The 26035-nt window shown below is 42.4% G+C and carries 28 protein-coding genes, 1 tRNA gene and 1 other annotated feature; of the genes, 15 read left to right on the top strand and 14 right to left on the bottom strand.

Going from position 1 to position 26035, the window contains the following annotated elements:
* Window positions 1-204 precede the first annotated feature (204 nt).
* Window positions 205-834, top strand: a complete 630-nt coding sequence (gene upp / locus IGK85_RS14505; RefSeq protein ID WP_005227894.1) for a uracil phosphoribosyltransferase — start codon at window positions 205-207, stop codon at window positions 832-834.
* 179 nt (window positions 835-1013) lie between these two features.
* Here the strand turns inward: upp and IGK85_RS14500 are convergent, their stop codons facing one another.
* Window positions 1014-1250: a hypothetical protein gene (locus IGK85_RS14500; RefSeq protein ID WP_005227896.1), complete on the bottom strand. Its 237-nt coding sequence runs from the start codon at window positions 1248-1250 to the stop codon at window positions 1014-1016.
* Window positions 1251-1376: 126 nt separating this feature from the next.
* Here IGK85_RS14500 and IGK85_RS14495 point away from each other — a divergent pair.
* Window positions 1377-1449, top strand: a tRNA-Thr gene (locus IGK85_RS14495).
* Between the two features lie 102 nt (window positions 1450-1551).
* On the opposite strand, the gene IGK85_RS14490 is transcribed toward IGK85_RS14495, so the two are convergent.
* Genes IGK85_RS14490 through IGK85_RS14460 form a run of 7 tightly spaced genes read right to left on the bottom strand, consistent with a single transcriptional unit; the run spans window position 1552 to window position 7679 of the window.
* The gene (locus IGK85_RS14490) at window positions 1552-2067 is read right to left on the bottom strand and encodes a YjbQ family protein (RefSeq protein WP_008379364.1); all 516 of its coding nucleotides are present in this window, start codon (window positions 2065-2067) and stop codon (window positions 1552-1554) included.
* 4 nt (window positions 2068-2071) lie between these two features.
* Window positions 2072-2764, bottom strand: coding sequence for a triose-phosphate isomerase (locus IGK85_RS14485; protein ID WP_008379366.1), 693 nt, complete (start codon window positions 2762-2764; stop codon window positions 2072-2074).
* On the bottom strand, window positions 2764-3612 hold the full coding sequence (locus IGK85_RS14480) for a class II fructose-bisphosphate aldolase (protein ID WP_008379368.1): 849 nt from the start codon (window positions 3610-3612) through the stop codon (window positions 2764-2766). The genes IGK85_RS14485 and IGK85_RS14480 overlap by 1 nt, the downstream gene beginning before the upstream one ends.
* Before the next feature lie 12 nt (window positions 3613-3624).
* Window positions 3625-3909 carry a PTS sugar transporter subunit IIB gene (locus tag IGK85_RS14475; protein ID WP_008379369.1) on the bottom strand — a complete coding sequence of 95 codons (285 nt, stop codon included), beginning with the start codon at window positions 3907-3909 and terminating at the stop codon, window positions 3625-3627.
* A gap of 15 nt (window positions 3910-3924) precedes the next feature.
* On the bottom strand, window positions 3925-5262 hold the full coding sequence (locus IGK85_RS14470; RefSeq protein WP_005233598.1) for a PTS galactitol transporter subunit IIC: 1338 nt from the start codon (window positions 5260-5262) through the stop codon (window positions 3925-3927).
* A gap of 15 nt (window positions 5263-5277) precedes the next feature.
* Window positions 5278-5733, bottom strand: a complete 456-nt coding sequence (locus IGK85_RS14465; RefSeq protein WP_008379372.1) for a PTS sugar transporter subunit IIA — start codon at window positions 5731-5733, stop codon at window positions 5278-5280.
* Between the two features lie 2 nt (window positions 5734-5735).
* Window positions 5736-7679: a BglG family transcription antiterminator gene (locus IGK85_RS14460; RefSeq protein ID WP_008379374.1), complete on the bottom strand. Its 1944-nt coding sequence runs from the start codon at window positions 7677-7679 to the stop codon at window positions 5736-5738.
* Between the two features lie 564 nt (window positions 7680-8243).
* On the opposite strand from IGK85_RS14460, the gene IGK85_RS14455 reads away from it, so the two are divergent.
* From IGK85_RS14455 to IGK85_RS14430, 6 genes are all read left to right on the top strand, one after another.
* Window positions 8244-9428: an FtsW/RodA/SpoVE family cell cycle protein gene (locus IGK85_RS14455; RefSeq protein ID WP_008379376.1), complete on the top strand. Its 1185-nt coding sequence runs from the start codon at window positions 8244-8246 to the stop codon at window positions 9426-9428.
* A 9-nt stretch (window positions 9429-9437) separates the two neighbouring features.
* On the top strand, window positions 9438-9815 hold the full coding sequence (locus IGK85_RS14450; protein WP_008379379.1) for an arsenate reductase family protein: 378 nt from the start codon (window positions 9438-9440) through the stop codon (window positions 9813-9815).
* On the top strand, window positions 9797-10135 hold the full coding sequence (locus IGK85_RS14445) for a glycine cleavage system protein H (RefSeq protein ID WP_008379381.1): 339 nt from the start codon (window positions 9797-9799) through the stop codon (window positions 10133-10135). The genes IGK85_RS14450 and IGK85_RS14445 overlap by 19 nt, the downstream gene beginning before the upstream one ends.
* A 77-nt stretch (window positions 10136-10212) precedes the next feature.
* Window positions 10213-10462 (top strand) — a binding site (T-box leader).
* A 71-nt stretch (window positions 10463-10533) separates the two neighbouring features.
* Entirely contained in the window at window positions 10534-11568 is a 1035-nt protein-coding gene (locus IGK85_RS14440) for a methionine ABC transporter ATP-binding protein (protein WP_008379383.1), read from the top strand.
* Window positions 11561-12247 (top strand): methionine ABC transporter permease, encoded by a 687-nt coding sequence (locus tag IGK85_RS14435; RefSeq protein WP_005233617.1) that lies wholly within the window; start codon window positions 11561-11563, stop codon window positions 12245-12247. Before IGK85_RS14440 ends, IGK85_RS14435 begins: the two co-directional genes overlap by 8 nt.
* A gap of 44 nt (window positions 12248-12291) precedes the next feature.
* Window positions 12292-13146, top strand: a complete 855-nt coding sequence (locus tag IGK85_RS14430; RefSeq protein ID WP_008379385.1) for a MetQ/NlpA family ABC transporter substrate-binding protein — start codon at window positions 12292-12294, stop codon at window positions 13144-13146.
* Between the two features lie 38 nt (window positions 13147-13184).
* Here the strand turns inward: IGK85_RS14430 and IGK85_RS14425 are convergent, their stop codons facing one another.
* The 3 genes from IGK85_RS14425 to IGK85_RS14415 form a co-directional block, all read right to left on the bottom strand.
* Window positions 13185-14237, bottom strand: coding sequence for a helix-turn-helix domain-containing protein (locus IGK85_RS14425; RefSeq protein WP_035006786.1), 1053 nt, complete (start codon window positions 14235-14237; stop codon window positions 13185-13187).
* A gap of 243 nt (window positions 14238-14480) precedes the next feature.
* Window positions 14481-14798: a DUF960 domain-containing protein gene (locus IGK85_RS14420; protein ID WP_005233624.1), complete on the bottom strand. Its 318-nt coding sequence runs from the start codon at window positions 14796-14798 to the stop codon at window positions 14481-14483.
* 318 nt (window positions 14799-15116) lie between these two features.
* The gene (locus tag IGK85_RS14415; protein ID WP_005227923.1) at window positions 15117-15731 is read right to left on the bottom strand and encodes a 50S ribosomal protein L25/general stress protein Ctc; all 615 of its coding nucleotides are present in this window, start codon (window positions 15729-15731) and stop codon (window positions 15117-15119) included.
* 300 nt (window positions 15732-16031) lie between these two features.
* On the opposite strand from IGK85_RS14415, the gene IGK85_RS14410 reads away from it, so the two are divergent.
* From IGK85_RS14410 to udk, 3 genes are all read left to right on the top strand, one after another.
* Entirely contained in the window at window positions 16032-16748 is a 717-nt protein-coding gene (locus IGK85_RS14410; protein ID WP_008379390.1) for a 16S rRNA pseudouridine(516) synthase, read from the top strand.
* Window positions 16749-16762: 14 nt separating this feature from the next.
* Window positions 16763-17446, top strand: a complete 684-nt coding sequence (locus IGK85_RS14405; RefSeq protein ID WP_008379392.1) for a YjjG family noncanonical pyrimidine nucleotidase — start codon at window positions 16763-16765, stop codon at window positions 17444-17446.
* Window positions 17447-17529: 83 nt separating this feature from the next.
* Complete coding sequence (gene udk, locus IGK85_RS14400) at window positions 17530-18153, top strand: uridine kinase (RefSeq protein WP_005227927.1); 624 nt, start codon at window positions 17530-17532, stop codon at window positions 18151-18153.
* A gap of 352 nt (window positions 18154-18505) precedes the next feature.
* Here udk and IGK85_RS14395 read toward each other — a convergent pair whose 3' ends face one another.
* The 3 genes from IGK85_RS14395 to IGK85_RS14385 are packed head-to-tail and all read right to left on the bottom strand — an operon-like array spanning window position 18506 to window position 20985.
* Entirely contained in the window at window positions 18506-18979 is a 474-nt protein-coding gene (locus tag IGK85_RS14395) for a GNAT family N-acetyltransferase (RefSeq protein WP_008379395.1), read from the bottom strand.
* Window positions 18980-18990: 11 nt separating this feature from the next.
* Window positions 18991-20307 (bottom strand): sensor histidine kinase, encoded by a 1317-nt coding sequence (locus IGK85_RS14390; RefSeq protein ID WP_005233642.1) that lies wholly within the window; start codon window positions 20305-20307, stop codon window positions 18991-18993.
* Between the two features lie 3 nt (window positions 20308-20310).
* Complete coding sequence (locus tag IGK85_RS14385; protein ID WP_005233644.1) at window positions 20311-20985, bottom strand: response regulator transcription factor; 675 nt, start codon at window positions 20983-20985, stop codon at window positions 20311-20313.
* Between the two features lie 131 nt (window positions 20986-21116).
* Here IGK85_RS14385 and IGK85_RS14380 point away from each other — a divergent pair, with 131 nt between their 5' ends.
* The 4 genes from IGK85_RS14380 (at window position 21117) to IGK85_RS14365 (ending at window position 26030) form a co-directional block, all read left to right on the top strand.
* Window positions 21117-21839 (top strand): polyphosphate polymerase domain-containing protein, encoded by a 723-nt coding sequence (locus IGK85_RS14380; protein ID WP_005233646.1) that lies wholly within the window; start codon window positions 21117-21119, stop codon window positions 21837-21839.
* A complete protein-coding gene (locus IGK85_RS14375) occupies window positions 21829-22506 on the top strand; it encodes a DUF4956 domain-containing protein (protein WP_005233649.1) in 678 nt (225 codons plus the stop codon). Before IGK85_RS14380 ends, IGK85_RS14375 begins: the two co-directional genes overlap by 11 nt.
* Window positions 22507-22521: 15 nt before the next feature.
* Window positions 22522-24378, top strand: coding sequence for a carbohydrate-binding domain-containing protein (locus IGK85_RS14370; protein WP_008379399.1), 1857 nt, complete (start codon window positions 22522-22524; stop codon window positions 24376-24378).
* A 170-nt stretch (window positions 24379-24548) separates the two neighbouring features.
* Window positions 24549-26030: an ABC transporter permease gene (locus IGK85_RS14365; RefSeq protein WP_008379401.1), complete on the top strand. Its 1482-nt coding sequence runs from the start codon at window positions 24549-24551 to the stop codon at window positions 26028-26030.
* The last annotated feature ends 5 nt before the right edge of the window (window positions 26031-26035 follow it).

Genomic DNA, 26035 nt, shown 5'->3' with positions numbered 1-26035 from the left:
CGTTTTTCCTGCGCTCCAGCTCTTTGATCACCAAAAGTGAAAAAGGGGCTAGAATGAACGCAGAGGCGTGTTACATGCCGTCTTGTCTCCTTCCTTCTAACACAATCCTTTTTTTGAGGAAAAGCAGTATTGCCTGTGGCAGATGGTTGTAACAAGAGCCGATTTGCTTTAAAATAAGAGAAAAACCAAAGGAGATTTTTTTAAATGGGTAAATTTCAAGTAATCGATCACCCGCTGATCCAACACAAATTAACAATGATCCGCGACAAGAACTGTGGAACAAAGGTTTTCCGTGAAGTTGTTAATGAAATCGCAATGTTGATGGCGTATGAAGTGTCTCGCGACATGCCGCTTGAAGATCTAGTGATTGAAACACCAATTGAAGAATCAACACAAAAAACACTATCTGGTAAAAAGGTAGCGATCATTCCGATCCTGCGCGCAGGTCTAGGCATGGTTGATGGTATCCTTGAATTGATCCCAGCCGCAAAAGTTGGTCATATCGGGATGTACCGTGATGAAGAAACGCTAGAACCACACGAATACTTCGTAAAATTACCTGAAGATATCGATGAACGTCAATTATTTATCGTTGACCCAATGTTAGCTACGGGCGGTTCAGCGATCATGGCGATCGACGCACTGAAAAAACGCGGCGCTTCAAACATGAAATTCGTCTGCTTAGTTGCTGCACCAGAAGGCGTGAAAGCATTGCAAGATGCCCATCCAGATGTTGATATCTACACTGCAAATCTTGATGAACGCCTAAATGAACACGGCTATATCGTTCCTGGTTTGGGCGATGCCGGTGACCGTCTATTCGGTACAAAATAAATCAATACAAATAAGACAAAGGCAACTGCTTCAAGTTTTGCCTCGTCAATGATGCCATGGAAGAAGATCGACAGCCAAAACGGTTCGATCGGTTATCCATGGCTTTTTTTGCGCTTTTCAAAAAATCAGACAATGAAAAAAGGAGAAAATCAACTGATTTTCTCCTTGCATTAAACGGGTTATAGTTTGGTTAATTGTTTGTAATTGATGATCAATACACCATTACTTTGCGAAACTAATTTCTGGTTTTCTGGGGTTTCGTTCAGCTCGACCACCGCAGAGTTTTTCAACTGCTTTGTGATGGTACCAGTTTGTTTCTTCCCATGGAACGTGAACATGACAGGAGTAGCGACCTCAAACGTTGAACCTTCTTGTGACGGGACAATTGTTGTTTCGAATTTACCAAATGTTGCCATGTAAAAACCTCCTTGATACTTCTATTATATCACAATTTTCGGAAAATTTCAGTAAGTAGATTTTTTTCAGCAGACCTCTTTACAAAACAACCGTTTTTGCATATAATTTTCTTTGTGCCATACAACGCCAGCTTAGCTCAGTTGGTAGAGCAACGCACTCGTAACGCGTAGGTCACAGGTTCGAATCCTGCAGCTGGCATAAGAAATGAAAAACCATGAATCTTCTTTTAGAGGATTCATGGTTTTTCTTTTGCAGGCGATAAGTAATCTCAATTTTTCCTGATTTACCCAATAACTTTTCTTATTCGCCCATTAGCATTACATGGCATGTCCTATTTCGCACACGATTTTGATCGAAGTCAACAAAATAGATATAGCCTACGGAGCCGATCTCTAGCTTGCCATTACTTAAAATAAAGCTTTCGCTTGCACCGAAAAAACTCGAGCGAATATGCGCATCGCCGTTTAAAATCGTTGCTGGATCTGTTGGGTAGTTTGGATCGTCCAGACTCATCAAAAATTCTAAATGCTTTGGTCCAGGATAACGGTAATCGGTATTTTCTGATAACTCACGAGGGATAATTTTATCGAGAATTCGGTTTAAATCAACTTGAAGAAATTCATCTCCGTTAAAGTCTGTATCATGCATGTATTCTTCAAAGATAACAGAACAAGTCGTATGGGGAGACTGTACGAGACAGATTCCATTTGAAATTCCGCTTTTTTCAACCATTGCTTTCACTTCTTCTGTGATGTTGTGGTAAGACACTCGATTCCCGTTAGAAGTTAACGTCAGTTGCTCTTTTAAAAATTTCACAGTGTTAATCCTCCTTTTTATGCTTCACCGCTTGTTTGATCATTTCTGTAAGGGTTTGAACTGGATCATCTGCTTGCACAATACCGCTTGTCCCTCCGGTACCATCAGCACCTGACGACAAAGCTTTTTCAACATCGGCAGCACTAGATATACCAGCAGCCTGCAAAATCAGGATTTCTGGATCAATTTCCCGAACAACACGATTTGTTTCCGTCATGTATTGAAGATCACTGGTTTGTCCTGTCCCAATTAGTTCGGTTGGCTCGCAAACCATCACATCGGGTTTTAGGGAAGCCGCGGCTCTCGCTTCACTCAATGAATTCGCACAGACAATTGTTAAGAGACCCAATTCATTTGAGCGCTGAATCGCTTTAGTCAGTTCTTGCAATGTCATGGGGTGTTCAGCATGGTTTAAAAAGGTAGCTTCAGCTCCGGCTTCTGCCACTGCTTCGGGTAAAACATAGCCCATTCCACGACCAATTTCGATTCCGTCTAAATGTTGGACAGTGACGAATAAATGTGTTGTTGCCTGTTTAATTAAAGAAACGTCTGCATGCTGAACAGTAAATAGAATGTCGATGTCATACAAAGATGACAACTCATCAGCAGCTTTTGCCAATGCCAATGCTTGTTTTCCATAAAGATAGGCTTTGGGATTGATGACAAAGAATGGCGTTCTTAAAGTTCTTTTTTTCATTAGCTTTCTCCTTCACGATAAGATTTGGTATGAAAGACTGTAAAATAGTGCTCGAGTGTCTTGGACATTCCATTGCTTGCTGAATGAAGTAAATCGAAATAGTCATTTGGTTGATTTTTGTGAATTTCATTCATAGCAGCAGTGACAAAGTCAGTAAAAATATTTATTTTCCGGATACCTTCTAAGGCACATTTTTCAAGGTTTTCATCGCCAGAAGAGGATCCGCCATGCAGAACAAGAGGAACATTGACAGCATGGTGTATTTCCTTTAAAACGTCAAAATTTATTTTGGGTATCCCTTGATAATGTCCGTGAGAGGTGCCAATAGAAACTGCCAACGAATCAACCCCGGTTAATTTGGCAAATGCAACAGCCTCAGAAGGTTCTGTGTAAATAGATTGACTATTTCCGGCTGATTCCAGACTGTTTTCCGACCCAACGTGCCCGATTTCGGCTTCAACAACGACACCATTTTTATGAGCGTAATCGGCGATCTCCTTTGATCGGCGGACATTTTCTTCAAATGGCTCCTCAGAAGCATCGATCATTACGGAAGTAAAACCTAAATGAATGGCTTTTTTGATGACCTCTTCATCGGTACCATGATCTAGGTGCAGAGCGATAGGTGCAGTGCTTTTCTTTGCCAAAAATTTTCCAATCATGGCTGCCTCTTCTAAAGTCAACATGTTCATATGGGACTGAGCGAAGGCCAATATCAAAGGCTTGTTTAAACGTTCAGCAGTCTCCGCGTATGTTCTTGCACTAGTTAAGTCGAAAAAATTTGCTGCGGGTAATGCATAGTTGTGTTTTTCTGCATGTGCGAATAGTTCTTTTGTTGTGACCAACATAGGCCATTCTCCTTATTCTTTGATTTTCTTTTCGATTTCCGCGTACATTTCTTCTGTACCGATCCCTGTTAAGAGTGGCAGCCCCATAATTACGCGATCTTTGATTGAGTCTGGAACAACCGTTGTACTCACCACGATGTCATAGTCATCAATTTTATTCATCTCATCTGCCACTTTGGATTGATACAGTTTCACTTGATCAGTCATCCCTTTTTCTTTCAGCCATTCTTTTACCTTATTTGTTACAATTGTTGAAGTTGCAACACCTGTGCCGCACATAATCAATAGTTTTTTCATTATCATTTCCTCCTATTATTTTGATAGTTGTTTCTTGGGACGAATTTTATTTACATAAATCAATCCAAACAAAACAGAGACACCAATTATGGCTAAACCGCCCCAGCTTAATATTTTGGTTAAGCCGACATAAAGGAATGTGGTCCATAAACCTCCTTCAGCCATAGCAGTGATCATAGAGTTTCCTTGTAGATCAAAGTTTGCGGATCGAGCAGCAGTAGTGACAAGCGGTGCTGCCCACGAAGTAATATAGAGAATGCTTACCATATAAATCGTTCCAGCAATTACCGTTCGAATGATGTTTCCTCCAAAAACAGCAGCCATCAAGCAAATCAGAAAGGGAATGGTTGCTAAATCACCAAAAGGCAAGGTCGTATTGCCAGGTAGAACTACGGCTAACAAAATAGTGATCGGAACTAGCAGCAATGAGGAAGAAAGGACAGCTGGATGACCAACCGATAATGCTGCATCCATACCGATGTAAAGCTCTCTTCCAGGAAACCGTTTTTTGACGAATTCATTTGCAGATTCAGAAATAGGTGTTAGTCCTTCCATCAGTAAAGCAACCATTTTAGGCATCAAAACCATCACAGCGCCTGTTTGGACGGCTAATTGGCCGACACCTGCTGTGTCATATCCGGCAAGTATTCCCATGATGAGACCAATCAAAAAGCCCATAACAGTAGAGTCACCAAAGACACCAAATTTTTTCTGAATGGTTTCTGGATCTGCTTTCCAATCTTTTAGTCCCGGAATACGATCAAAGAGCCAATTCATCGGTAGTGCAAAGATGAATCCGGGTGCGGCGGTACCATGAGGAAAAGTGATATTAGGAAATCCGTAGAACTTATTAATGATCGGACCTAAAATATCTCCCATTAAAAGAATCATCATCAAATAGATGACGGTGGCCGCGATCCCCATTGCAAAGTCTCCAGTGAGGGCATAAATCAGAGAAGAGATGAAGGCTGCGTGCCAAATATTCCAAATATCTACATTCAATACTTTAGTCAGCCCTAAAATGATGAGTAGAACATTTAGGACCACACCAATCGGAATCGCAAGACTTCCTAAAATCGTCCCGTAAGAAATTGCTGCTGCGGCAGGCCATCCGACATCAATCGTTGTCAAATTTAATCCTAGACGTTCAACCATATGCTGGGCGGCAGGACCCAAGCTGCTGCTTAGAAGGTCAATCACCAAATTCAATCCAACAAACCCGACACCAACAGTTAAGGCTGAAGTAAAGGCTTTGCCAGGCTTGGTCCCCAAAATTATTCCAAAAATAAAAATTAAAATAGGCAAAACAACGATTGAACCTAGATCAACGAACCACTGTAATGCATTTAACATAATTGTTCCTCCTTTTTATTGCAGTCCATTTTTTTCAATAATCGAAAGATACGCTTCTTTAGTCGTTACTGCGGATAGGGCTTCCAAAACCCCTGGTGTTTGAAACATAGAGATAAGATTTTGTAGCATACCCAATTGCTCATGTGGTTCTTTCAATGCAAGCATGAACAACAGAGATACATCGATTTTCTTTTCTTGCGAACCCATTTCAATAAATGAAAGGGGAGAGGCAAGTGACATAAAAGCGACTTGGGATCGTAAAACAAATTTGCTGTCCGTATGTGGGATCGCTACCCCAATGCCGTTAATTTTTAAACCTGTAGGAAAGGTTTCTTCTCGCTGTACGATATTTTGATAGAACTGATCATTTACACAATGAGTTTTGATGAGTTCGTCTGCTAATAGTCGAAAAGCTTCCTCTTTTGTTTTAAAATCTTTTTCAAGTAACACGATTTGGTGATCAAAAAACATGATCAATTTCCTCCTCTTAACAATCTTTGATACAGTTCTTCTTGCGTTTGACTATTAACGATCCATTGAATTTCTTCGGCTGAGTTAAACAATCCGTAAATCGAAGCGATCAACTCTTTTGCCTCGATCATGTTTTCTTCAGCAATCGCAAGCAAAACAATTAGTTGGATTTTTGTGTCTCCCCAAGTAATTGGCGCATCGAGGGTGAGAAAAGCAAGTTTTGTTTCTTTCACTGTATGTGGATCAGCATGTGGAATGGCTACTCCCGTCTTTAAGCCAGTGCTTCCTAGTTCCTCTCGTTCAAATAGAGAATGCTTAAATTTTGTTGTAACAAGCTTTTTTTTCAGATAATCATCTGCTAAAAAATCCAGTACATCTTTTTTTGTTCGAAACTTTTTTTTGACAAAAAGGAAAGTAGGATCTAAATATTTTTGTAATAAAGTCGTTTTCTGGTATTTTTTTGAGTAAAAATTTTTCTCATTCTCATTAAGATTAGATATCTTTGCTGAGATTCTTCCTATTTCTTCGGTAGTAGGAAGCGGCGAAATATAAATAACTGGCGGTGCTGTAATGTCCAATGGAATAGTTGATATGATCAGATCAACAGCTTCAAGAGATGTACTGGCCAGTTTACTCAAAGGAATGATCTCCAATACGGTATCAGCAGCGATCGTCTGTTTGATACGGTTAAAAATCAACTCCGATGTAGCAAAACCTGATTGGCAAACAATTAGTATATGGTTAGTAATTTTTATCTTTTCAAAGGCTAACTGAAAATGGATCGTCAGAAAAGAAACTTCGTCTTCTGTTAATAAGATTTGAAATCGCTCCTCTAAATCTCCAATTGCATATTTGGTCAATGTATACATTGTTGAGTATTGTTTTTTGATACTTTTTATCAGTGGGTTTTTCAATAAAATCCCTGTCTTTGATCGATGGATCATGGGAACGATATGAGCCAACAATGTTTGCAGCAATAATTTATCTTGTGTCAGATCTGCGTTTAACATATGTGACATTTTTTGAATGATTTGTTTCGTACAATTTGTGATAGTAGATTCGTGAGGCTCATCCATTTGACCAAAAGGCTCGATGCCGTGTGCTAATAACAAGGAACATACATATTGAATATCTGTATCACTAAATTGAACAGGTAGTTGCTGTTGGATCATTTCAGCAAAATCAACCGCGATCATATAGAATTTCATTCGTCTCAGTTCGTCAAATACTAGATGCTCTTGTTTTTCAATGTGTTTATCTATAAGGAGTCTTGAAAGAAAAATACGCAATGAAAGCTTCAAGGAGTCGATAGAATAATTGTTGACGGGGTGGCCGATTGTCTGGGTCATATCTGAGACAAATCTCTTCGTCAAATCGAGTACCTTAGAGTCAAAGAGATTGTTGACCAAAAGATTTTCACTGGCTTTGGCGTCGGTATACTTCTCTAAAAAAGATTTGAATACGTTTTGAGCAGCAGATTCAACTGAGGTTAGCTTGAGTCCGCTAGTAGTCATTTTTGTAGATACTTGATGGAATCGACAGAAAGCAACGATTTCATCAACATCTTTCTTTATTGACTGGTTACTAATATAAAAATATTCAGAGAATTCCTGATAGTGCATTGGCTTTACTGAAAACAGATAGTTAGCGAAAATAAAGATTTTACGATAATTAGGTGAAAATAGTTCGAGTTTAGTCTCTTTTTTTGCTAACAATCGATAACCATTCTGTTTTGCTGATTCAGAACCAGATAAAAAGATTCCTTTTCTTGGGACTTTTTTGATAGCTAGTCCCGAATCTTTTAGTTTCTTTTCTAAAGTCGTTAAATTGTTATAAACCGTTTTCTGGGATACATTTAACTGCTTTTGAAAAAAAGAGGCAGGGCGAAACTCCGTTTGTTCTAATAGTAGTTGCAACAGTAGTTGTTCTCGATCATTTAAAATCATTGGTTCACCTCCGGAAGCGCTTCCTTAATTGTATTCTAGTGAAATTATGTGGTGGCGTAAATAACATTTCATTACCACATTAATGTGGTAAATTAGGCTCGTCGTGCATCAATTTATATTTTGAGCAGCTTAAGAGAAGTAGTCACGGGTTGCTATTTCTTTGAAATGAAAATAGGGTGGCAATTTTTGACTGAGTTAAAGTTGCTTTGTTCGGGTACTTCGGTTACATTGAGCAAAGAATAATCAAAATAAAGAAGAATAGTTGAAATGAAGTGATTTATTACTAATAAGATATAGACGTATTCAGCGAGTTTTAATAGAAAAATATGCTTCTGAACTTCCTGTCTAATAGATATACTGTAATTATACTCTGATTGATCAGATATGAATCAGAAGTTAGGTCCGCTCTCGTTGTAATTCTTATCAATTTGAATTATTTTTAACCCTCTTTTCCCGAAAATCATTAAAGTTTCTAAATTTTTTGTGAATGCTCATGGACAATCCTTTCTTTTCTCCTCAAATATCACTATAATGGATAAAGATTCTACAGAAGAGAGTGTGGACATGGAAAATTCACGAATAAAAACGAACGATAATCGAATTGACTACGGTGTGATTCTACCCGTATTTTTATTATGTCTGATTGGAGTGGCGTCCTTGTATGTGGCGTTGACGCATGATCCAAATAACCCGAATATGTGGCGAACCCTAGGGTTTCAAGCTTTATGGTATGTGTTAGGTATTATTGCGGTGATTATTATCATGCAGATCAAATCAAAATGGCTCTGGAAATTGACTCCCTATATTTATGGAGCTGGATTAGCCGTCATGTTGGCGCTGTTGAAATTTTATGACCGGACAATGGCTACCTCGACAGGGTCAAAAAACTGGTTCCGTTTTGGTCCCTTTACCCTCCAGCCTTCAGAATTGATGAAGATTGCCTATATTATGATGTTGGCCTTAGTCGTCACGCAGCACAATGTCAAGCATCGGGAACGGGATCTGAAAACAGATGGGTTGCTGATTGCGAAAATGTTGGCCGTCACGATTCCAGTACTGATCCTGATTACCTTGCAAAACGACTTTGGTACGATGCTGGTCTTTCTGGCGATTTTCGGTGGGGTCTTCTTGATGTCGGGGATCTCTTGGCGAATCGTTGTGCCAGTGATTGCAGCATTCGTGATTCTCGGTGGCGGAACGATTTTCTTAGTGACCACCGATGTTGGTCGTGAGTTGCTGTACAATACAGGGATCTTTAAAGAGTACCAATTCGCTCGTATCGATTCATGGCTAGATCCTTTTCATGATACTCAAGGGCAATCCTTCCAATTGGCGTACGCTCTGATGGCGATCGCCTCTGGCGGGATGTTCGGGAAAGGATTTAATGTCAGCGATGTGTATGTACCGGTCCGAGAATCCGATATGATCTTTTCGGTGATCGGTGAGAATTTTGGGTTTATTGGCAGCGCGTTTGTCATTTTATTGTATTTTATTTTGATCTACCGGATGATCCGGGTATGTTTCGATACCAACAATGAATTTTATGCCTACTTGGCAACTGGGATCATTATGATGATTCTCTTCCATGTGTTTGAAAACATTGGCGCAAACATCGGTCTCTTACCGTTGACGGGGATTCCACTGCCGTTTATCAGCCAAGGAGGATCTGCCCTATTAAGCAATATGATTGGGATCGGTTTGATTTTATCGATGCGCTATCAAGCTGAGACCGCACCAAAAACACTTTAAGGAGTTCACATGATTACATTTTATTGGTACCCAAAATGCAGTACATGCCGAAATGCGAAGCGTTGGTTAGAAGAGCACGAGATTCCCTTTGAAGCGATCGATATGGTGGCCACACCGCCTCAACCGGAACAATTGCTGGCTTGGATTCAATCAAGCGAAGCACCGTTAACCCGTTTCTTTAACACAAGCGGCATGAAATACCGTGAATTGCAATTAAAAGAAAAAGTGCCGACCATGACTGCCCAAGACGCAGCCGATGTGCTGGCAACCGATGGTATGTTGATCAAGCGCCCACTACTCGTTAGCGGCGACCGCTTTTTGATTAATGGATTTAAAGAAAATGAATATGAAGGAGTCTTACAAGAATCATGGAAAAGAAATGCTTAAGAAAAAAAGATAATTTGTGGGTTTTGTTTAACGGGAAAGAATATTGTGTCGGTTTAACAAAAGAAGCGCAAGAAGAACTTGGTGCGGTCACGTTTGCTTCGATTCAAAAAGCAGGAACTGCTTTAAAACAAGGAGAGACCCTTGTTGAGCTGGAAGCGGAAAAAGCAGTCAGTGAATTTCCAAGTCCATTGACGGGCGTGATTTCTTCCGTAAATGAAAAAATCGATCAATCCATTGATACCTTAAATGATGAAGACGAAATGAACGCTTGGCTTGTCAGCTTCAAAGAGGTTGACCCAAGTCAATTTGAAGACTTGTAAGTCAAATCTGTAAAAACGACTATTTTTTCAAAAAGAATTGACAGTCGGATAAGACGTTGCTATAATTTGCTCAATAAATGAATGCTTTGAAAAGAAGAGTACATGTTCTTAACGTACACAGAGAGCCCTGTTTGGTGCAAATGGGCAACGGAGAGAGGATGGAAGATGGTCTTTGAGCATGATAGGTGAGTGGAAACAAGCCTATCACGGGAGGCACCCGTTACAGTGCAGCAGTATGCGAAGCAATTCAAGTACTGAGCGAGGCTGTTGATGTGAATCGACAGTAAATCAAGGTGGTAACGCGGAAGTTGTGCTTTCGTCCTTTGTAACAGTATAATGTACAGAGGATGAAAGCTTTTTTTGTGTTTAACCAACCAAAGAGGAAAGATGGGAATAACATGGCATTAATCGAATTGTCGCATGTAAAAAAGTCATTCGGCAAAAAGCAAACGGCTGTCCACGCCGTCAATGATGTTTCACTGCAAGTGGAAAAAGGCGATATCTATGGAATCGTTGGCTACTCTGGTGCTGGGAAAAGTACATTAGTTCGTTTGTTGAACGGCTTAGAATTGCCGACAGCAGGAGATGTAGTCATTAACGGTCAAAATATTTTGGCATTGAAAAACAAAGAATTGAGAAACTTCCGTAAAAAAATCGGCATGATTTTTCAGCACTTTAATCTATTATGGTCTCGAACGGTGGCGGAGAACATCGAATTGCCATTGGAGTTGGCAGGCGTTGAAAAAGCAAAACGACGGCAACGGGCGCAAGAGCTGATCAAGTTAGTTGGGTTGGAAGGACGGGAAACTGCCTATCCGGCACAATTGTCTGGCGGGCAAAAGCAAAGAGTCGGGATTGCTCGTGCATTAGCGAATGAACCAGAAATTTTGCTGTGTGATGAAGCAACGAGTGCGTTAGATCCACAAACAACAGAAGAAGTGTTGGATCTCTTACTTTCCATCAATAAAAAATTGCATTTGACGATTGTGCTGATTACCCATGAAATGAACGTCATTCGTAAAATCTGCAACAAGGTCGCGGTGATGGAGCATGGGCAGATCGTTGAAGAAGGATCAGTACAATCGGTTTTCCGTAACCCGCAGCAAGAAGTGACCAAACGTTTTGTTCAGCAAGATTTGGAACCAGAAGAAGATGTTGAAGAACTACGGCAAGCCTTCTTACGAGAAAATCCGCAAGGGCATTTAGTGACCTTGACATTCACACAAGACAACGCCAATGAACCAGTCATTTCACAAGCGATCCGCCGCTTTCAGATCGATGTCAATGTCGTTTACGGAAAGATCCAACAAACCAATGAAGGATCCTTCGGCGGCTTGACGGTCTTATTGACAGGTGAAGCAAGTGAGGTCGAAAAAGCGATCGCCTTTTTCAAAGAGCAGCAAGTGGGCGTGGAGGTGATTGAACGTGGATAAGTCATTTGTAGAAACCTATTTTAATTTTGAAAAAGTCGACTGGACCAACATGCAGCAAGCCACTCTGGACACTTTGTTTATGACTTTTTTCTCAATGGTTTTAGTGGTTGTGATCGGTTTGCTTCTAGGATTGGCGCTTTATTCACTAGGGCGTAAACAAACGGCGGGAGCCAACATTTTCTATAATGTGGTTTCCATCATCAGTAACGCCTTTCGCTCAACGCCATTCATGATTTTGATGGTCTTGATCATTCCGTTTACAACATTATTAGTCGGTTCGTTCCTAGGGGCAAAAGCAGCGATCCCAGCATTAGTTTTATCGGCTGCGCCGTTTTATGCTCGGATGGTGGAAATTGCTTTTCGTGAAGTCAATCCTGGTGTGATTGAAGCCGCCGAAGCGATGGGCGCCAGTTACTGGGAGATCATTTATAAGATCGTGATTCCAGAAAGTGTTCCGGCATTGATTTCAGGACTGACGGTCACAACGATCTCAATGATTGGTTATACCGCCATGGCAGGTGCGATTGGTGCCGGTGGGCTAGGCGCTTTGGCTTGGCAAGAAGGATTTCAACGTGGAAATTACACTGTTACGCTTGTTGCAACAGTGATTATTTTAATTATCGTTTTCATTATCCAAGGGGTCGGCGATTTCCTTGCGAAGGCCACCGATAAACGGTAAATGAAACGAAGAACAAAAAGTGGAAAATATGGGAGGAAATGGATATGAAAAAGATTTTTGGTATTGCAACAACCTTATTGTTAACTGCCGCTTTAGCTGCTTGTGGAACGGGCTCAAATTCAGGAAGCTCTGATTCATCTGCGGCTGAGGGAGAATCAACAAAATTAGTGATCGGTGCATCGGTTACGCCTCATGCGGAAATTTTAGAACAAGCCAAACCTTTACTAGCAGAAGAAGGCATTGATCTTGAAATCAAAACCTTCGATGATTATGTGTTGCCAAACAAAGCATTGGAAAATGGTGATATCGATGCCAATTACTTCCAACACATTCCTTATCTAAACAAGCAAATCGCAGACAACGGCTATGACTTTGTCAATGCCGGTGCGATCCATATCGAACCAATGGGTCTTTACTCAAAACGAATCTCTGATATTTCAGAATTAGAAGATGGCGCAACGGTTCTTACCTCGACTTCTGAATCTGATTGGGGTCGTATCTTAACGATTTTACAAGATGCTGACTTGATCACTTTAAAAGACGGCGTTGATACGGAAACAGCAACCTTTGATGATATTGCTGAAAATCCGAAAAACTTAGAATTTAAACATGACGTCGATCCTTCTCTTCTGGCGACTGCTTATCAAAACGACGAAGCAGACCTAATTGCCATCAATGCGAACTTCGCATTCGGAATCGATTTGAACCCAGTAGATGATTCTGTTTTGTTAGAAGCGGATAATTCTCCTTATGTCAACGTGATCGCTGTTCGCAGTGGTGATGAAGACAGCGACAAAATCAAGAAATTGATCGAAGTGTTGCATTCAGACGAGATCAAAGATTTTGTTGAAGAACAATGGCAAGGTTCAGTGAAAATCGTTGATGCTGACGCACAATAATTTACTGATAGTAGAATGATTTTAAAAAGAGCGTACCGCTATTCAAGTGGGCGCTCTTTTTGTTGCGGAAAGGCAATGATGGGTTGGAAGAAAGAGACGTCTTGCCAAATGCATTCATAGAGTAAGGGCAACTCGGGATGCTTCTTTAAAAGTTTTTCGTAGTGGGGAAGCTGTGTCAAGAAAGCACGGACCAAGCGTTGTGAACGTTCAGATAAGCGAGGATTTAATGGCGGGTAGACAAATAAATTGCCCTCCAATAATGCCCCCAGCAGATGGGCTTGGAAAATTTTCGGCAAAAGAACCTCTAACGGCTGCTCGATTGGATACTGCCTCAAAACTGGGGTGATGATTTGGCATAAGAGGCCAGATTCTTCTGCAGGTACATAGAAAGGCTCCAGTGTTAGAAGCTGTTTCCATAAAAACAAATAGCTGCGTTCACCGACTAAGTAGAAACTTGGAACAAAGTGTTTGGGAAAAACTTGTTGAGTAAACGTGATTGATGTGTTGGGATAAAAAGCAGTTTTCCGTAACTGATGGATTTGTGTCAGCTCCTGAAACGCTTGATTGGGGGAGATAAGCGCTGGGTTTGCTAAGAGGGTAAGGCGAAAAAGCACATAGCGCAGTTGTCGTTCGTTGCCAGTGATTAAAGGATAACTGCGGCGATCGATAGCTAGTTGATAAGGTGCTAAAAAGTTAGAAAAGGATGAAAAGCGCCGATGCAAACTGGATGGGCTGAGATAATAGCGTTTGTAGAGGTCTGCAAAGGAAATAGTCGGCATTTTTAACAAGAGCAAGAGTAGCTGATAATTTGCACTTTTATTGAATAATGCAGCAATCATTTCCATATGGGGGAGGGAGCAACTGGCTGATTGCTGCAAATGACGGTCTGCACGAATGTGCCCTTGTTGTACATCATAGTGGAAGAATGGGTCCTCGTTTAAATAGCTTGACAGTAGCCGACGGATCGTTTTGACAGAGATTTTTTGGGCGGCAGCAGCTTTATTCAAAGGCAGGGGATTTTCGGTTAAAAGTGTTGTGGAGAGTCGCAGCATTTGCATAATATCTTTTTCAAGGATATTTTTCAACATCATGCACCTCTTTCAGCTAAATTTTGCAACTGTCCTTATTATAAGGGAACTTCATTCGTTATTTTCACTCGCAAAAAATAGTCAATAAAACGTAATAAAAAACGATGTTTTTGTCGAGTATTTATTTGAAATTGCTGCTAGACAGAATTAAATGAAAGGAGGTATGCAAAAAAAAACCACCTTCTAAAATAAAAAGGGTGGTTTTTTATATAGGTGTCGTTATAAAAAGAGAATGGCGAATGGGCGTTAACGAGTCTCGCTAGGTAATAAAATCGTTTGCCGCTGCCCATCATCATACACATAGACTTTTTGGGGATACAGGTCGGAATACCGGTAAGGTAGATCAACACCAAGTTCGATTTGACTTTGTGCTTGAGAAAAAAGCAGGGTGACACGACCATGATTGTTTTGGACTTCAAAGGTGAGCAGATTTGTCAACGGAATAAACCCTTTTAAATCAAGATCAATGATTAACCAGATACTATCGATCAGTTCGCTAGGTAGTGTTTGAACAATACCGCCAGAAGCGTAACGACTGCGGTGATCATCAAATGTTTCAAACATAATAAACCCCTCCTTCAAGTAGGCTTGCCATTAACATCAAATTTGTCTATTTATCATAATGAAGAACCGTCAAAAATGCAACTACTTCTGCTTTTCTTTTTGGTCAGCGACGCATTTTAACTATTTTCTTAAAAATTTGTTGGGTTGGCTGGACCAAGCTTTCCCAAAGACGTCTTTCAATGGGAAATAGTCAGTTGCAGCATACCAGCTCTTCGTAAGAATGAAAAGGACTCTTGAAGGGAAATCCCTTCAAGAGTCCTACATTTCTTAGAAGTGTCTGTTGATTGAAGACGTGGTCTTAAGAACGGTGTTCTATGATTACTCTTCGTCTTCACCGATAACTGCTGGTTCAGCAGCTTCGCCGGCTTCTTCATCTTCAGAGATTTCTTGTGGTTCAGTAACCGCAACGATTTGTTCTTCTGGATCGGTCACGATCGTGTACTCGTCGTTCTTAGGCAGATCAGCCACTGTTAATGAATCGCCGATCTCTAATGACGTCACATCGATCTCAACACGTTCAGGCAATTTGTCTGGTGTTGCTGATACAACGACTGTATACAAGTTTTGTGCTAGAACACCACCAGCTTTGACACCAGCAGATTCACCAATTAAGGTTACTTCTGCTTCTACTTCTGTTTCTTCATTCATATCGACAGATAGGAATTCAACGTGGGTTAAATTGCGTGTGAAGGTATCTGATTGATACTCTTTGATCAGTGTATTGACTTTTTTGCCTTCTAAACTGATCGTGATTACGGTATTCAATCCATTTTCACGCAAGATTTTTTCTAATTCTGCTGCATTGACAGCAATCGGTGTGCTTTCTACTTTGTACCCATTGACAATTGCAGGTACTTTTCCTTCGTGACGCAACTTGTTCCGTAAAGAACGTGGGCGAACTTCTCTTTTCGTAACTTCTAATGATACTGACATAACTCAATTCCTCCTAAAATTTTCTCGTTAGTAACGAGATTTTTTAAGCAAATTTTGTTAACTCTGCACATTAAGTGGTACGTGAGTGAAAACACGCAAAAGGGCAGTTGTGTACACAACTGCCCCAGAAAGTTTTGGTTCAACTTTTCTCCACCAGGTCATAACGCTGTGTATGAGAAACTATATTTACTTTACTCTTTAACCTTACGCAAAAAGACAAAGAAAGTCAAATCATTTGAAATCCTGGCAGTTTCCTTTCGCTAGATCCTAAGCTATAATAGCCACTATGGAGAAAAATTTATGCGTTTAGATAAAGTGATCGAGCAACAATTGAATACATCCCGGAAAGAGATGAAACGGTTGTTTCAGCAAGGAAAAGTCTTTGTGGATCATAGGATTGAGCGAAGGCCCGAGCGCAACGTCGATAGCAGCTTGCATCAAATCATGGTTGCGGGGCGGCAGTTGGAAACACAGGAACGCTATTATATCGTCAACAAACCCAAGGGTGTCGTTACAGCCAATCTGGATCAACAGCACCAGACAGTGATCGCTTTGATTGCACCCGAAGATCAACATCCTGATCTTTATGCCGTCGGTCGATTGGATCGGGACACGGAAGGGTTGGTATTAGTTACGACGAATGGTCAGTTAGGCTATGACTTGCTGCATCCCACCAAAAAGGTGACCAAGCGATATGAAGTGGTGGTCAATGACTTGGTGACTCCTGAGGATGTGGCGGCATTTGCTGCAGGGATCACCTTTCATGGTGGTGTCACTTGCAAACCAGCTGCCCTAACGATCATCGATGCCCGAGCGGATCATTCCTTTGTTTCGTTAGAAATTGCTGAAGGCAAGTTCCATCAAGTGAAAAAGATGTTTTTAGCCCGAGGGAAAAAAGTCATTCAGCTGAAACGAACAGCGATGGGTTCGCTGGTTCTACCAGATGATTTAGCAGTGGGCAGTTATCGCTCGCTGACGCAAGAAGAATTAAAAGGACTGGCGGCGCATTTCCGCTGAGAAAGAGGGAGAAAATGAAGTATAAAACATTATTATTTGATGTCGATGACACGATCCTCGACTTTCAAGATACCGAAGATCAAGCCTTAAAAGCACTGTTTGAAGCTCACGGCTTGGAAATGACTCCAGAGCGCAAACAAAGCTATCAAACGATCAATCATGATTTGTGGCAGCAGTTTGAGCAAGGGAAAATCACGAGAGACCAAGTCATCAATGAGCGTTTCGGCTTGTTTTTTGAAACGCAAGGCATTCAGGTCGATAGTCCAGCAGTTGAATTGGCGTACCGAGAATTTCTAAATGAAGGACATAAACTGTTAGACAACAGTGATGAGATCTTAGCGGAGTTGGCGCAGCATTTTGACCTATACGTGGTTACGAACGGGGTTTCTGAAACCCAGTACCGTCGCTTGGAAGATGCCAAATTGAAGCCCTATTTCCGTGATATTTTTGTTTCAGAAGACACGGGTTATCAAAAACCAATGAAAGAATATTTTGACTACGTGTTTGCCCGCATACCAAACGTTAAAAAACAAGAAACAGTCATTATTGGCGATTCACTGACTTCAGATATCTTAGGCGGACAATTGGCAGGGATCGACACGATTTGGTTTAATCCAAAGAAAAAAAACAGTGGTGAGATTCAGCCTACCGTTGAGATCGAACGTTTGCAGCAATTACTTCCTTTATTGCAGCACTGATTCTACAGAAACAGTAGTAATTTGCCGAATTTTCGCTATAATAGAACCAGTGTGAATTTTTTAAGATGAAAGAGGTTAATTGAATGACGAATGGCAAGCCCATTATTATTGGTGTGACAGGTGGATCAGGTAGTGGAAAAACAAGCGTGAGTCGGGCGATCTTTAATCATTTCCCCAACCATTCTATTATGATGCTTGAACAAGACTCCTACTATAAAGACCAAAGTGATCTGAGCTTTGAAGAACGGTTGAACACCAACTATGACCATCCTTTTGCATTTGATACTGATTTGTTGATCGATCACTTGCAGCAGCTGCTTGCATATCAAACGATCGAAAAACCTGTCTATGATTATGTCGCTCATACTCGCAGCGAAGCAACGATCATTCAAGAACCCAAAGAAGTCATTATCTTGGAAGGGATCTTGATTTTAGAAGATGAGCGATTACGTAATTTAATGGATATTAAACTTTATGTTGATACAGACGATGATATTCGCATTATTCGCCGAATCAAACGTGATATGGAAGAACGTGGCCGGACGTTGGATTCTGTGATCGAACAATACTTGACGGTCGTAAAACCGATGTATCATCAATTTATCGAACCGACAAAACGGTATGCTGATGTCATCGTACCAGAAGGCGGCGAAAACCACGTAGCCATTGATTTGATTACGACCAAAGTAGCGACCTTCTTATCCTAAGTTTTTTTAACCGTCGATGGGAATGTTTCTATTGAAAAGTAACCATTGATTCATGAAAAACTGCTGATAAGTGCTCTTTCTTGAAAGATGTTTATTCGCAGTTTTTGATTTTATAAAAAAAAAAACAGTAGTATTCCGACTAATTTTATGGTAAAGTAATCCTCATGCGACGAGTCGAGAAGGTCTAGCATTAGCTGACCAGATTGATAGCAGAGGCACACCGCGTAAGCAACCTACCGGATTTGTAGGGTGTCGGAATATTCCTTTTGTGGAGATAGGGTATTCTACTAGCAATAGTACTGTGAGTGAAAAAAGCTGTGAACAATTTTGTTCACAGCTTTTTTTTGTTTATTTACGTGAGAGAACAGCGATAGATGGTGGAAGGCTCTCCCCAAGGGTGGTAGCCAGTGCCGATCGGTTCGAAAGCAAACTGCTCATAAAAAGTAGAAAGATCCGTACATAGATACAGAGAATCAAAACCAGCTCCAGCAGCGCGCTGTTTAGCTGTTTCGATCAAAAGGCGGGCACCGCCTTGGCCACGCCACAAAGGGTCCACATACAAGGCGCAAAGCCAAGGCGTCAAATCCATCCGACTGATGAAGTCGTTGGGGATCAAGCCGCCGCAGCCGATGATTTGATAAGGTCCGTCGGATGCCATCTCATCGTTGACCAGCAGTAGCCATTGCGGCAAAATGCTTGTTGAAAAACTATGGGTCAGGCTGTCTTCATAAACCATGAGGGAATCGGGGCTAGCCCACTGTTTTTGGAAGTAACGGATCGCTTCTGCTAAGTATTCAGGGTGTTCTTTAAGGGTGATGACCTGCATTTTTTTCTCCTTTATCCTTCTTTAGGTAAGCGAATCTGAAAAATAACCCCTCGTGGCTGCAGATCTTTGACCAGAATTTGTCCTTTGTGCTCTTCGACGATTTGCTTGGCGATCGCTAAGCCTAAACCATAGCCGCCGGTCTCCTTGGAGCGAGAACGATCCTCGCGGTAGAAGCGGTCAAAGATGCGAGCTTTCTCTTCATCGGAAATAGTTGGTCCCGTGTTTTTGACCTCGATCAGCCATTGCTTGTTAGAAATCTCCGATAAGAGCGTAATTTTATCACCACTGCTGGTATATTTTAAGGCATTATCTAGGAGAATCACGAGGACTTGATGAATTTTCTTTTGATCAAAGCAAGCGGTCGTTTTGGCAAAATTTTCGACAATAAAATGTTTTTGATCCAGTTCGGCAATTTCTTTGAAAGGTTTGACTAAGTCATCGATAAACGGAACTAATTCGACGGTTTCTTTCGTTAACAGCAGTTGATTGGAATCACTGCGGGCAATCGTTAGTAGATCTGCCGTTAATCCAGTTAGCCGTCGGGTTTCCGCTAACGCTTGTGCAATGCTTTCAGATTCTTCAATGATCGTATGATTGGGCTTGGTAAACAGGCGCTCCAGACTATTTTGAATGATCGTCAATGGTGTGCGCAGCTCGTGAGAAGCATTTTCGACAAATTCTTGTTGTTTCTTCCACGAGGCTAAAATTGGGCGCATGTTCAAGCTGGAAAGCAAGTAGCTGATCCCGATCGAGAGAATCCAGAAAAAAATCATCGATAAAATCAAGATGGTTTGGAAATTGTTCATGGCGTTTTTGATTTGATTGGTGTTCGCTAAGACTTGGATATAGCCGACCCCGGCGTCATTGGTTGGGGCTTTGGTGGTGATTGAGCGAAACAAAAGTGTCTCTTCTTCCTCTGACAAGGACTGATCCACCACTGAAAAAGACGTGATACTGTCTAAATGGCTCGTATCTAAAGATAGACTTGCCAATTGTGAAAAACGGCCGCCTAAAGTCTGTTTGTTTAAAATCTCGCCGTCCTCAGACCAGAGGATCAACTGGGTGTTGAAGCGATTGGTACCAGGGATCTTCGGCATTGCACTATCTGGAGGCAATACCTCTAGATTGGATTGTGAAGCGCTGATCTCAGCTTGGATCAAGCGGGTATCTTTGACTGCTTGTTCCAAAGAAATATCGGTTTGACGATAAGCCGATTGGTTGAATAATTGGAGCACGATCGTTCCTAAAAGTAAGAAGACCAAAGCAAAGGCACTGACATTTAGGAGAAAGGAGTGCAGCCGTTGTCTCTTAGAGCGTTCTTTATTCATAGACTAGGCTCCTTGCATAATATAGCCGACATTTCGCAACGTACGGATCTCTTTGTCGATTCCTGTCTGGCGCAAGTGTTTTCGCAGATTGCTCATGTAGACTTCTACGACAGTCAGGGTCGTTTCTGAATCGAACCCCCAGATGCGATCAAAAATCTGTTCCTTGGTCAAAATAATGTTTCTATTTTGTAGAAAATAGAGCAGTAGCTCAAATTCTTTCCCTTGAATCGGTAAAAGCTCCCCTTGATAGCTGACCTCGTTGGTGCCAAGGTTACAGAGCAACCCGTTATATTCCAGTGTATTTTCATTGAACAAACCTAAGGAGCGTTTTAGCAACGCTTTGATCCGCATCAATAATTCTTCCCGATAAAAAGGCTTGGTCAAATAATCATCAGCCCCTTTTTGAAAGCCGGTTACTTTGTCTTCTAAGCCGTCTTTGGCTGTTAAAATCAGGACGGGTGTTTGGAGTCCTTTTTTTCGTAATGCTGAAAGCACCTCATAGCCGTTCATCTCAGGCATCATCAAGTCAAGAATAATCAAGTCATAGATCCCCGTTTCCGCCTCGTACAAGCCTTCACTGCCATCATATGCTTGCGTGACTTCACCGATTTCGCTGACGATCTCTTTCATATTTTCAGATAATGTTTTGTCATCTTCGATTACTAATAATTTAATCATGTTCCCACCTCTTTAAGGATAAGAATAGCACGAATAGCATAAAAAATGCTTAAAAAAACTGTTTTGTCTTAAGCTGCATTTAAGATAGCTGCCGTAAATTCAGTGCATGGATTTCAAGGGAGGAACATTTTATGAAATTAAAAAAAGTCTTTCAAAGAAAAGAGACGAAATATCTATTGACTAAGGAGCAATTTCCAGCATTTCTTGGCGAGTTGCAGCAAAAAATGGCGATCGATGAATATGGGCAACACACGATTATGTCCTTGTATTATGATACCCAGGATTACCGCTTTATTCGTCATTCGATGGACAAACCGAAATACAAAGAAAAATTTCGGGTCCGCAGCTATGGGGTACCGACAGAGCAACAGTTGATTTTTTTAGAGATCAAGAAGAAAGTCAGTGGCGTGGTCTACAAACGCCGCGTTCCGATGCCCTATGCTGACTATTGCCGCTGGTTGCAAACGGGGGTCTTGCCGTCAATGGAGGAAGCCCCGCAAATCGCCGCGGAGATCCACTGGTTATTTAAGAAAAACCCGGACCTGCTACCAAAAGTCTTGATTGCCTATGATCGCCTGTCGCTGTTTGTTGATGATGATAGTGAATTTCGCGTGACGTTCGATCAAAACATTCGCTTTCGCACCTGCGATCTCATGTTAGGTTCCGGTAGTGACGGTGCACTAGTAGCACCGGAAGTCGGAGTGTTGATGGAAGTCAAAGCCCTCGGCTCTTATCCAATATGGTTTGTGGAACTGCTGAACAAATACAGTGTGCGCAAAGGCAGCTTTTCAAAATATGCCCAAACCTATCAACGGCATTTATTCAAGAAGGAGGAACGGTTACATGTTATCTAGTCTATTTTCTGGCGATACGAGCACCCTTGAATGGAGTAGCTTATTGATCTGTATCGCCGCCTCATTGCTTTTAGGATTATTAGTGGCAGCGATCCATATGATCCGCAATGTCTATACGAAAAACTTCGTCATTACCTTGGCAGTCTTACCGATTCTCGTTCAATCGGTGATCATGCTAGTCAACGGCAATCTTGGCACAGGGGTGGCGATCTTAGGTGCCTTCAGTTTGATTCGTTTCCGCTCGGTTCCCGGGGGTTCTAGAGAGATTACCAGCGTCTTTTGGTCGATGGGGATCGGTCTGGCAACTGGGATGGGGTATGTCGGCTATGTTGTCATTTTTTCCATTATCGTGGCGCTTTTCTTGACTCTTTTATATACGATGCCCTTTGGCGATCGACAAGCCACGAGTGAACGGGAACTGAAGGTCACGATTCCGGAAGATTTGGATTATCCGCAATTATTCGATGATCTCTTTGAAAAATATACGCATTCTGCCAAACTGACATCGGTTCGAACGACGACGATGGGAAGCTTGTATGAATTGCGCTATCAGTTGCTGTTAAAAGACCAAGCGCAAGAAAAGCAAATCATTGATGAAGTTCGGGTTCGTAATGGCAATTTACCTGTTGTTTTAGGCAAGCTCACCGCTAACCGCGATGAGCTGTAGAAGGAGGAACCTTTTATGAAAAAACTCATTTATCCACTCTTGCTCTCATCGCTGCTCTTAGGCGCTTGCGGGCAAACCGATAGTACTAGCACGAGCAGCAGTTCCAGTTCCGCAGCAGCAGTTTCCGGTTCTGCCGCAGTGACCAACGTTTCAACGACCCTTGATGATTCTGTGGACTATTACGGTAGTTACGAAAAAGAAGATGTTGATGCTTCCTACGATGAGGCAACTGCTACGCAACTTGAATTGAATGGCAGCGACACGACGGCTGTTGATGGCGTTTCAGTGGAAGACCAAACCGTGACGATCACCCAAGCCGGCACCTATGTCGTCAGCGGGTCGTTAAGTAATGGCCAACTGGTTGTCAACGTCAACAAAGAAGAAAAAGTCCATCTGATCTTTGCCGGTGTCACGATCACCAATGAAGACGGGGCGGCCGTCGTCATCGAACAAGCAGAAAAAGTCATCACGACCTTAGCCAGTGATACGACGAATACTCTGACGGATGGCAGCAGCTACACCTTGGCTGAAGGCGAGACAGAACCAGATGCTGCCTTTTATAGTAAAGAAGATTTGTCCATCAACGGCGATGGGACGTTGGTGATCACAGGAAATTACAGCAACGGATTGCGCAGCAAAGATGATTTGGTTTTAGCAGGGGGGACGATTGAAATCACAGCGAAAAACAATGCCCTCAAAGGAAAAGATTCCGTGTCGATCTTGGCGGGGAACTACACACTGAACACCACTGAAGGAGATGGCATCCAAGCGAATAATACGGAAGATGCGGAAAAAGGCTACGTTGCGATTGATGGTGGTACCTTTACGATCCAAAGTGGTCGTGACGGGATCCAAGCAGAAACAAATTTAAGCATCCAATCAGCTGATATTACGATCAAAACGGCTGACGGAGCCCAAAGTCAGTCGCTAGTGACGGATGAAAGTTACAAAGGATTGAAAGCTGGCGGTGCGATGACCATCAGCAGCGGCACCTTTGCGATCGATAGTGCGGATGATAGCCTGCATGCCAATGATACGATCAACATTGCAGGTGGCACGATCACTGCCAGCAGTGGCGATGATGGGATCCACGCCGACAATGAATTGACGATCTCCGACGGAATGATTTCTATCGAAGAATCCTATGAAGGATTAGAAGCAAGTGTAATCACGATTGCTGGTGGCACGACACACGTCGTGGCTAGCGACGACGGGATCAATGCCGGTGGCGGCAGTGATACGGATGAAACAACGGGACAATTTGGTCAAGACAGTTTTGGTGGCGGCCCTGGCGGCGGCGATACCGCGGATGACAGTAAACAGATCACGATCACTGGTGGAACGTTGGTCATTGATGCCGAAGGGGATGGCCTGGATAGTAATGGCAATGTCACCATGAGTGATGGCGTCGTCATCGTAAATGGTCCAACGACCGGTGGCAATGGTGCTTTGGACTATAACGGAACATTTGAACTCACCGGCGGCGTCTTGTTAGCGGCAGGCACGACCGATATGGCCATGAACGTTAGCGGTGGTAGTCAACAGTCGATCGGAATCAGTTTCGATCAAACCCAATCAGCCGAGACCCTAGTGACCTTAAAGGACAGTCAAGGTCAGACGATCTTGTCCTATGCCCCAAGCAAAAGCTACCAACACGTGGTTCTTTCCAGCCCAGATTTGACCGATAGCAGCTATACGTTGGTCAGTGGTGGGACGAATGATGCACAAGCAGTCTCCGGTTATTATGCTGGCGGAACCCTCAGTGATGGGACAGAGTTAGGAACATTGTCCGTCACGGATACTATCGCTAACTTGACCCAATCAGGTGCAACAGCGACAACCAATCAGATGGGCGGTGGTTTTGATCGTTAGTTGAAGTTTCACCGATCATCACCAAATGGTTATCAATAAATCGAACAGATCGCAGGCAGTCGTTGCGGTCTGTTTCTATGATTCAAAAAATCAGGAGACGGTTTAAGGTCAATTTAAGCTAGGATCCTTATAGTCGAAAGACAATAAATAGCTATTCAGGAGGAACAAAGATGAATTTTTTGAAACGAGGTCTCCAAAGTTTATGGGCGAAAAAAGGCCGGAGCCTGTTGCTGATCGCCGTATTTTCTGCAATCTTGATTTTTGTATTGGCGGGTCTGACGATTCGCAGTGCGGCACTAGTAGCGACTGAAAATGCCCAGAAAAGTGTTGGCGCAACTGTGACGTTGCAAGCAAACCGCGAGCAGGCTTTTCAGCAAAGGAGCTCTTCTTCTGACAGCGATGACCAAAGCACCCGACCAGATCCAGGGAGTTTTCAATCGACACCAGTAGCGATTACTGATGCCCAAGCGATCGCCGATTTAGACGGGGTTGCCTCATATAGTTTTGAAGTCAGCACCTCTGCTGATGCCGTCAGCGGGATCGAACCGATCTCCAGCAGTGACTCATCGACAGAGTCAGAAGCAACCGATAGCAGCGAGACGGGGCAAATGGACGGTATGCCAGGAGGAATGCCTGGTGGGAATATGAGTACGGGTGATTTCCAAATCACTGGTGTATCAACTAGTGCGGCGTATACGACTTTTTCGGAAGGAACAGCGACGATCACGGATGGAGAAGGCATTACTTCTGAGGATGAAGGCACGAACCAAGTACTGATCGAATCCTCGTTGGCTGAAGCAAATGATTTGGCAGTCGGAGATACGTTTTCGATCACTGATGCAGAGGACAATGAAGTCGAAGTGACGATCAAGGGAATCTATGAAACGAGTGAAGTAGGCAACAGCATGAGCCAAATGTTCAACTTTCTCAATCCAGCCAACACGATCTTTGCTTCTTATACCCTTGCCAATACGTTGAGCGGCAATGAGGACACCATTGACTCGGCAACCTATACCTTGAGTGATCCGTCTGAGATGACAGCATTCGTGGAAGAAGCGGAAGGGTTGATCGATACAGAAACCTACAGCATTCAAACCAACGATCAAATGTATCAGTCGATGCTGACACCATTGAATAATGTCGCTAGCTTTGCAAAAAATATTATTGTGTTAGTTGCTGCTGCCGGTATCATTATTTTGACGTTGATCGTGATGATGTCGATTCGGGAACGTCGCTATGAGATTGGCGTATTGCTCTCTTTAGGCGAGTCACGGGCCAAAGTGATCCTACAATTTTTCACAGAGATTTTTGTCTGTATGGTGTTTGCTTTAGGGATTGCGGCCGCTAGCGGCAATCTTGTCGGTAATGCCGTCGGAGAGCAATTATTGGCACAACAAACAGAAACGACTGACCAAGCAGCCACTGAAAACGCTGGTCCTGGAGGCGGGGAGATGCCGCAAATGGGCGGAAATCGTGGGGGCTCTTTCCCATCCTTCACCCAATCAGCAGAAGTGGAGTCCTTGGAGATCACCGTTTCCCCTCAACAAATTGGTTTATTGGCATTACTCGGTCTAGGGATCAGTTTTGGCTCGATCTTACTCTCTTCCGCGGGCATTTTGCGGTTGAATCCGAAAAAAATCTTGGTTTCTTAGGAGGA

Origin of the sequence: Enterococcus sp. AZ015, from assembly GCF_050499225.1 — a bacterium.
GTDB classification, from domain to species: domain Bacteria; phylum Bacillota; class Bacilli; order Lactobacillales; family Enterococcaceae; genus Enterococcus_D; species Enterococcus_D entomosocium.
The sequence above is the reverse complement of the archived record's forward strand: the minus strand, read 5'-3'. Positions and strand labels throughout refer to the sequence as shown.

Coding starts and splice junctions, on each gene's coding strand:
- IGK85_RS14410 (WP_008379390.1), top strand. CDS start 16,032: ATGCGTTTAGATAAAGTGATCGAGCAACAATTGAATACATCCCGGAAA.
- IGK85_RS14425 (WP_035006786.1), bottom strand. CDS start 14,237: ATGATGTTGAAAAATATCCTTGAAAAAGATATTATGCAAATGCTGCGA.
- IGK85_RS14500 (WP_005227896.1), bottom strand. CDS start 1,250: ATGGCAACATTTGGTAAATTCGAAACAACAATTGTCCCGTCACAAGAA.
- IGK85_RS14465 (WP_008379372.1), bottom strand. CDS start 5,733: ATGTTTTTTGATCACCAAATCGTGTTACTTGAAAAAGATTTTAAAACA.
- IGK85_RS14380 (WP_005233646.1), top strand. CDS start 21,117: ATGAAATTAAAAAAAGTCTTTCAAAGAAAAGAGACGAAATATCTATTG.
- IGK85_RS14390 (WP_005233642.1), bottom strand. CDS start 20,307: ATGAATAAAGAACGCTCTAAGAGACAACGGCTGCACTCCTTTCTCCTA.
- IGK85_RS14375 (WP_005233649.1), top strand. CDS start 21,829: ATGTTATCTAGTCTATTTTCTGGCGATACGAGCACCCTTGAATGGAGT.
- IGK85_RS14475 (WP_008379369.1), bottom strand. CDS start 3,909: ATGAAAAAACTATTGATTATGTGCGGCACAGGTGTTGCAACTTCAACA.
- IGK85_RS14415 (WP_005227923.1), bottom strand. CDS start 15,731: ATGTCAGTATCATTAGAAGTTACGAAAAGAGAAGTTCGCCCACGTTCT.
- IGK85_RS14405 (WP_008379392.1), top strand. CDS start 16,763: ATGAAGTATAAAACATTATTATTTGATGTCGATGACACGATCCTCGAC.
- IGK85_RS14370 (WP_008379399.1), top strand. CDS start 22,522: ATGAAAAAACTCATTTATCCACTCTTGCTCTCATCGCTGCTCTTAGGC.
- IGK85_RS14460 (WP_008379374.1), bottom strand. CDS start 7,679: ATGATTTTAAATGATCGAGAACAACTACTGTTGCAACTACTATTAGAA.
- IGK85_RS14420 (WP_005233624.1), bottom strand. CDS start 14,798: ATGTTTGAAACATTTGATGATCACCGCAGTCGTTACGCTTCTGGCGGT.
- upp (WP_005227894.1), top strand. CDS start 205: ATGGGTAAATTTCAAGTAATCGATCACCCGCTGATCCAACACAAATTA.
- IGK85_RS14365 (WP_008379401.1), top strand. CDS start 24,549: ATGAATTTTTTGAAACGAGGTCTCCAAAGTTTATGGGCGAAAAAAGGC.
- IGK85_RS14440 (WP_008379383.1), top strand. CDS start 10,534: ATGGCATTAATCGAATTGTCGCATGTAAAAAAGTCATTCGGCAAAAAG.
- udk (WP_005227927.1), top strand. CDS start 17,530: ATGACGAATGGCAAGCCCATTATTATTGGTGTGACAGGTGGATCAGGT.
- IGK85_RS14485 (WP_008379366.1), bottom strand. CDS start 2,764: ATGAAAAAAAGAACTTTAAGAACGCCATTCTTTGTCATCAATCCCAAA.
- IGK85_RS14455 (WP_008379376.1), top strand. CDS start 8,244: ATGGAAAATTCACGAATAAAAACGAACGATAATCGAATTGACTACGGT.
- IGK85_RS14450 (WP_008379379.1), top strand. CDS start 9,438: ATGATTACATTTTATTGGTACCCAAAATGCAGTACATGCCGAAATGCG.
- IGK85_RS14480 (WP_008379368.1), bottom strand. CDS start 3,612: ATGTTGGTCACAACAAAAGAACTATTCGCACATGCAGAAAAACACAAC.
- IGK85_RS14430 (WP_008379385.1), top strand. CDS start 12,292: ATGAAAAAGATTTTTGGTATTGCAACAACCTTATTGTTAACTGCCGCT.
- IGK85_RS14385 (WP_005233644.1), bottom strand. CDS start 20,985: ATGATTAAATTATTAGTAATCGAAGATGACAAAACATTATCTGAAAAT.
- IGK85_RS14395 (WP_008379395.1), bottom strand. CDS start 18,979: ATGCAGGTCATCACCCTTAAAGAACACCCTGAATACTTAGCAGAAGCG.
- IGK85_RS14445 (WP_008379381.1), top strand. CDS start 9,797: ATGGAAAAGAAATGCTTAAGAAAAAAAGATAATTTGTGGGTTTTGTTT.
- IGK85_RS14470 (WP_005233598.1), bottom strand. CDS start 5,262: ATGTTAAATGCATTACAGTGGTTCGTTGATCTAGGTTCAATCGTTGTT.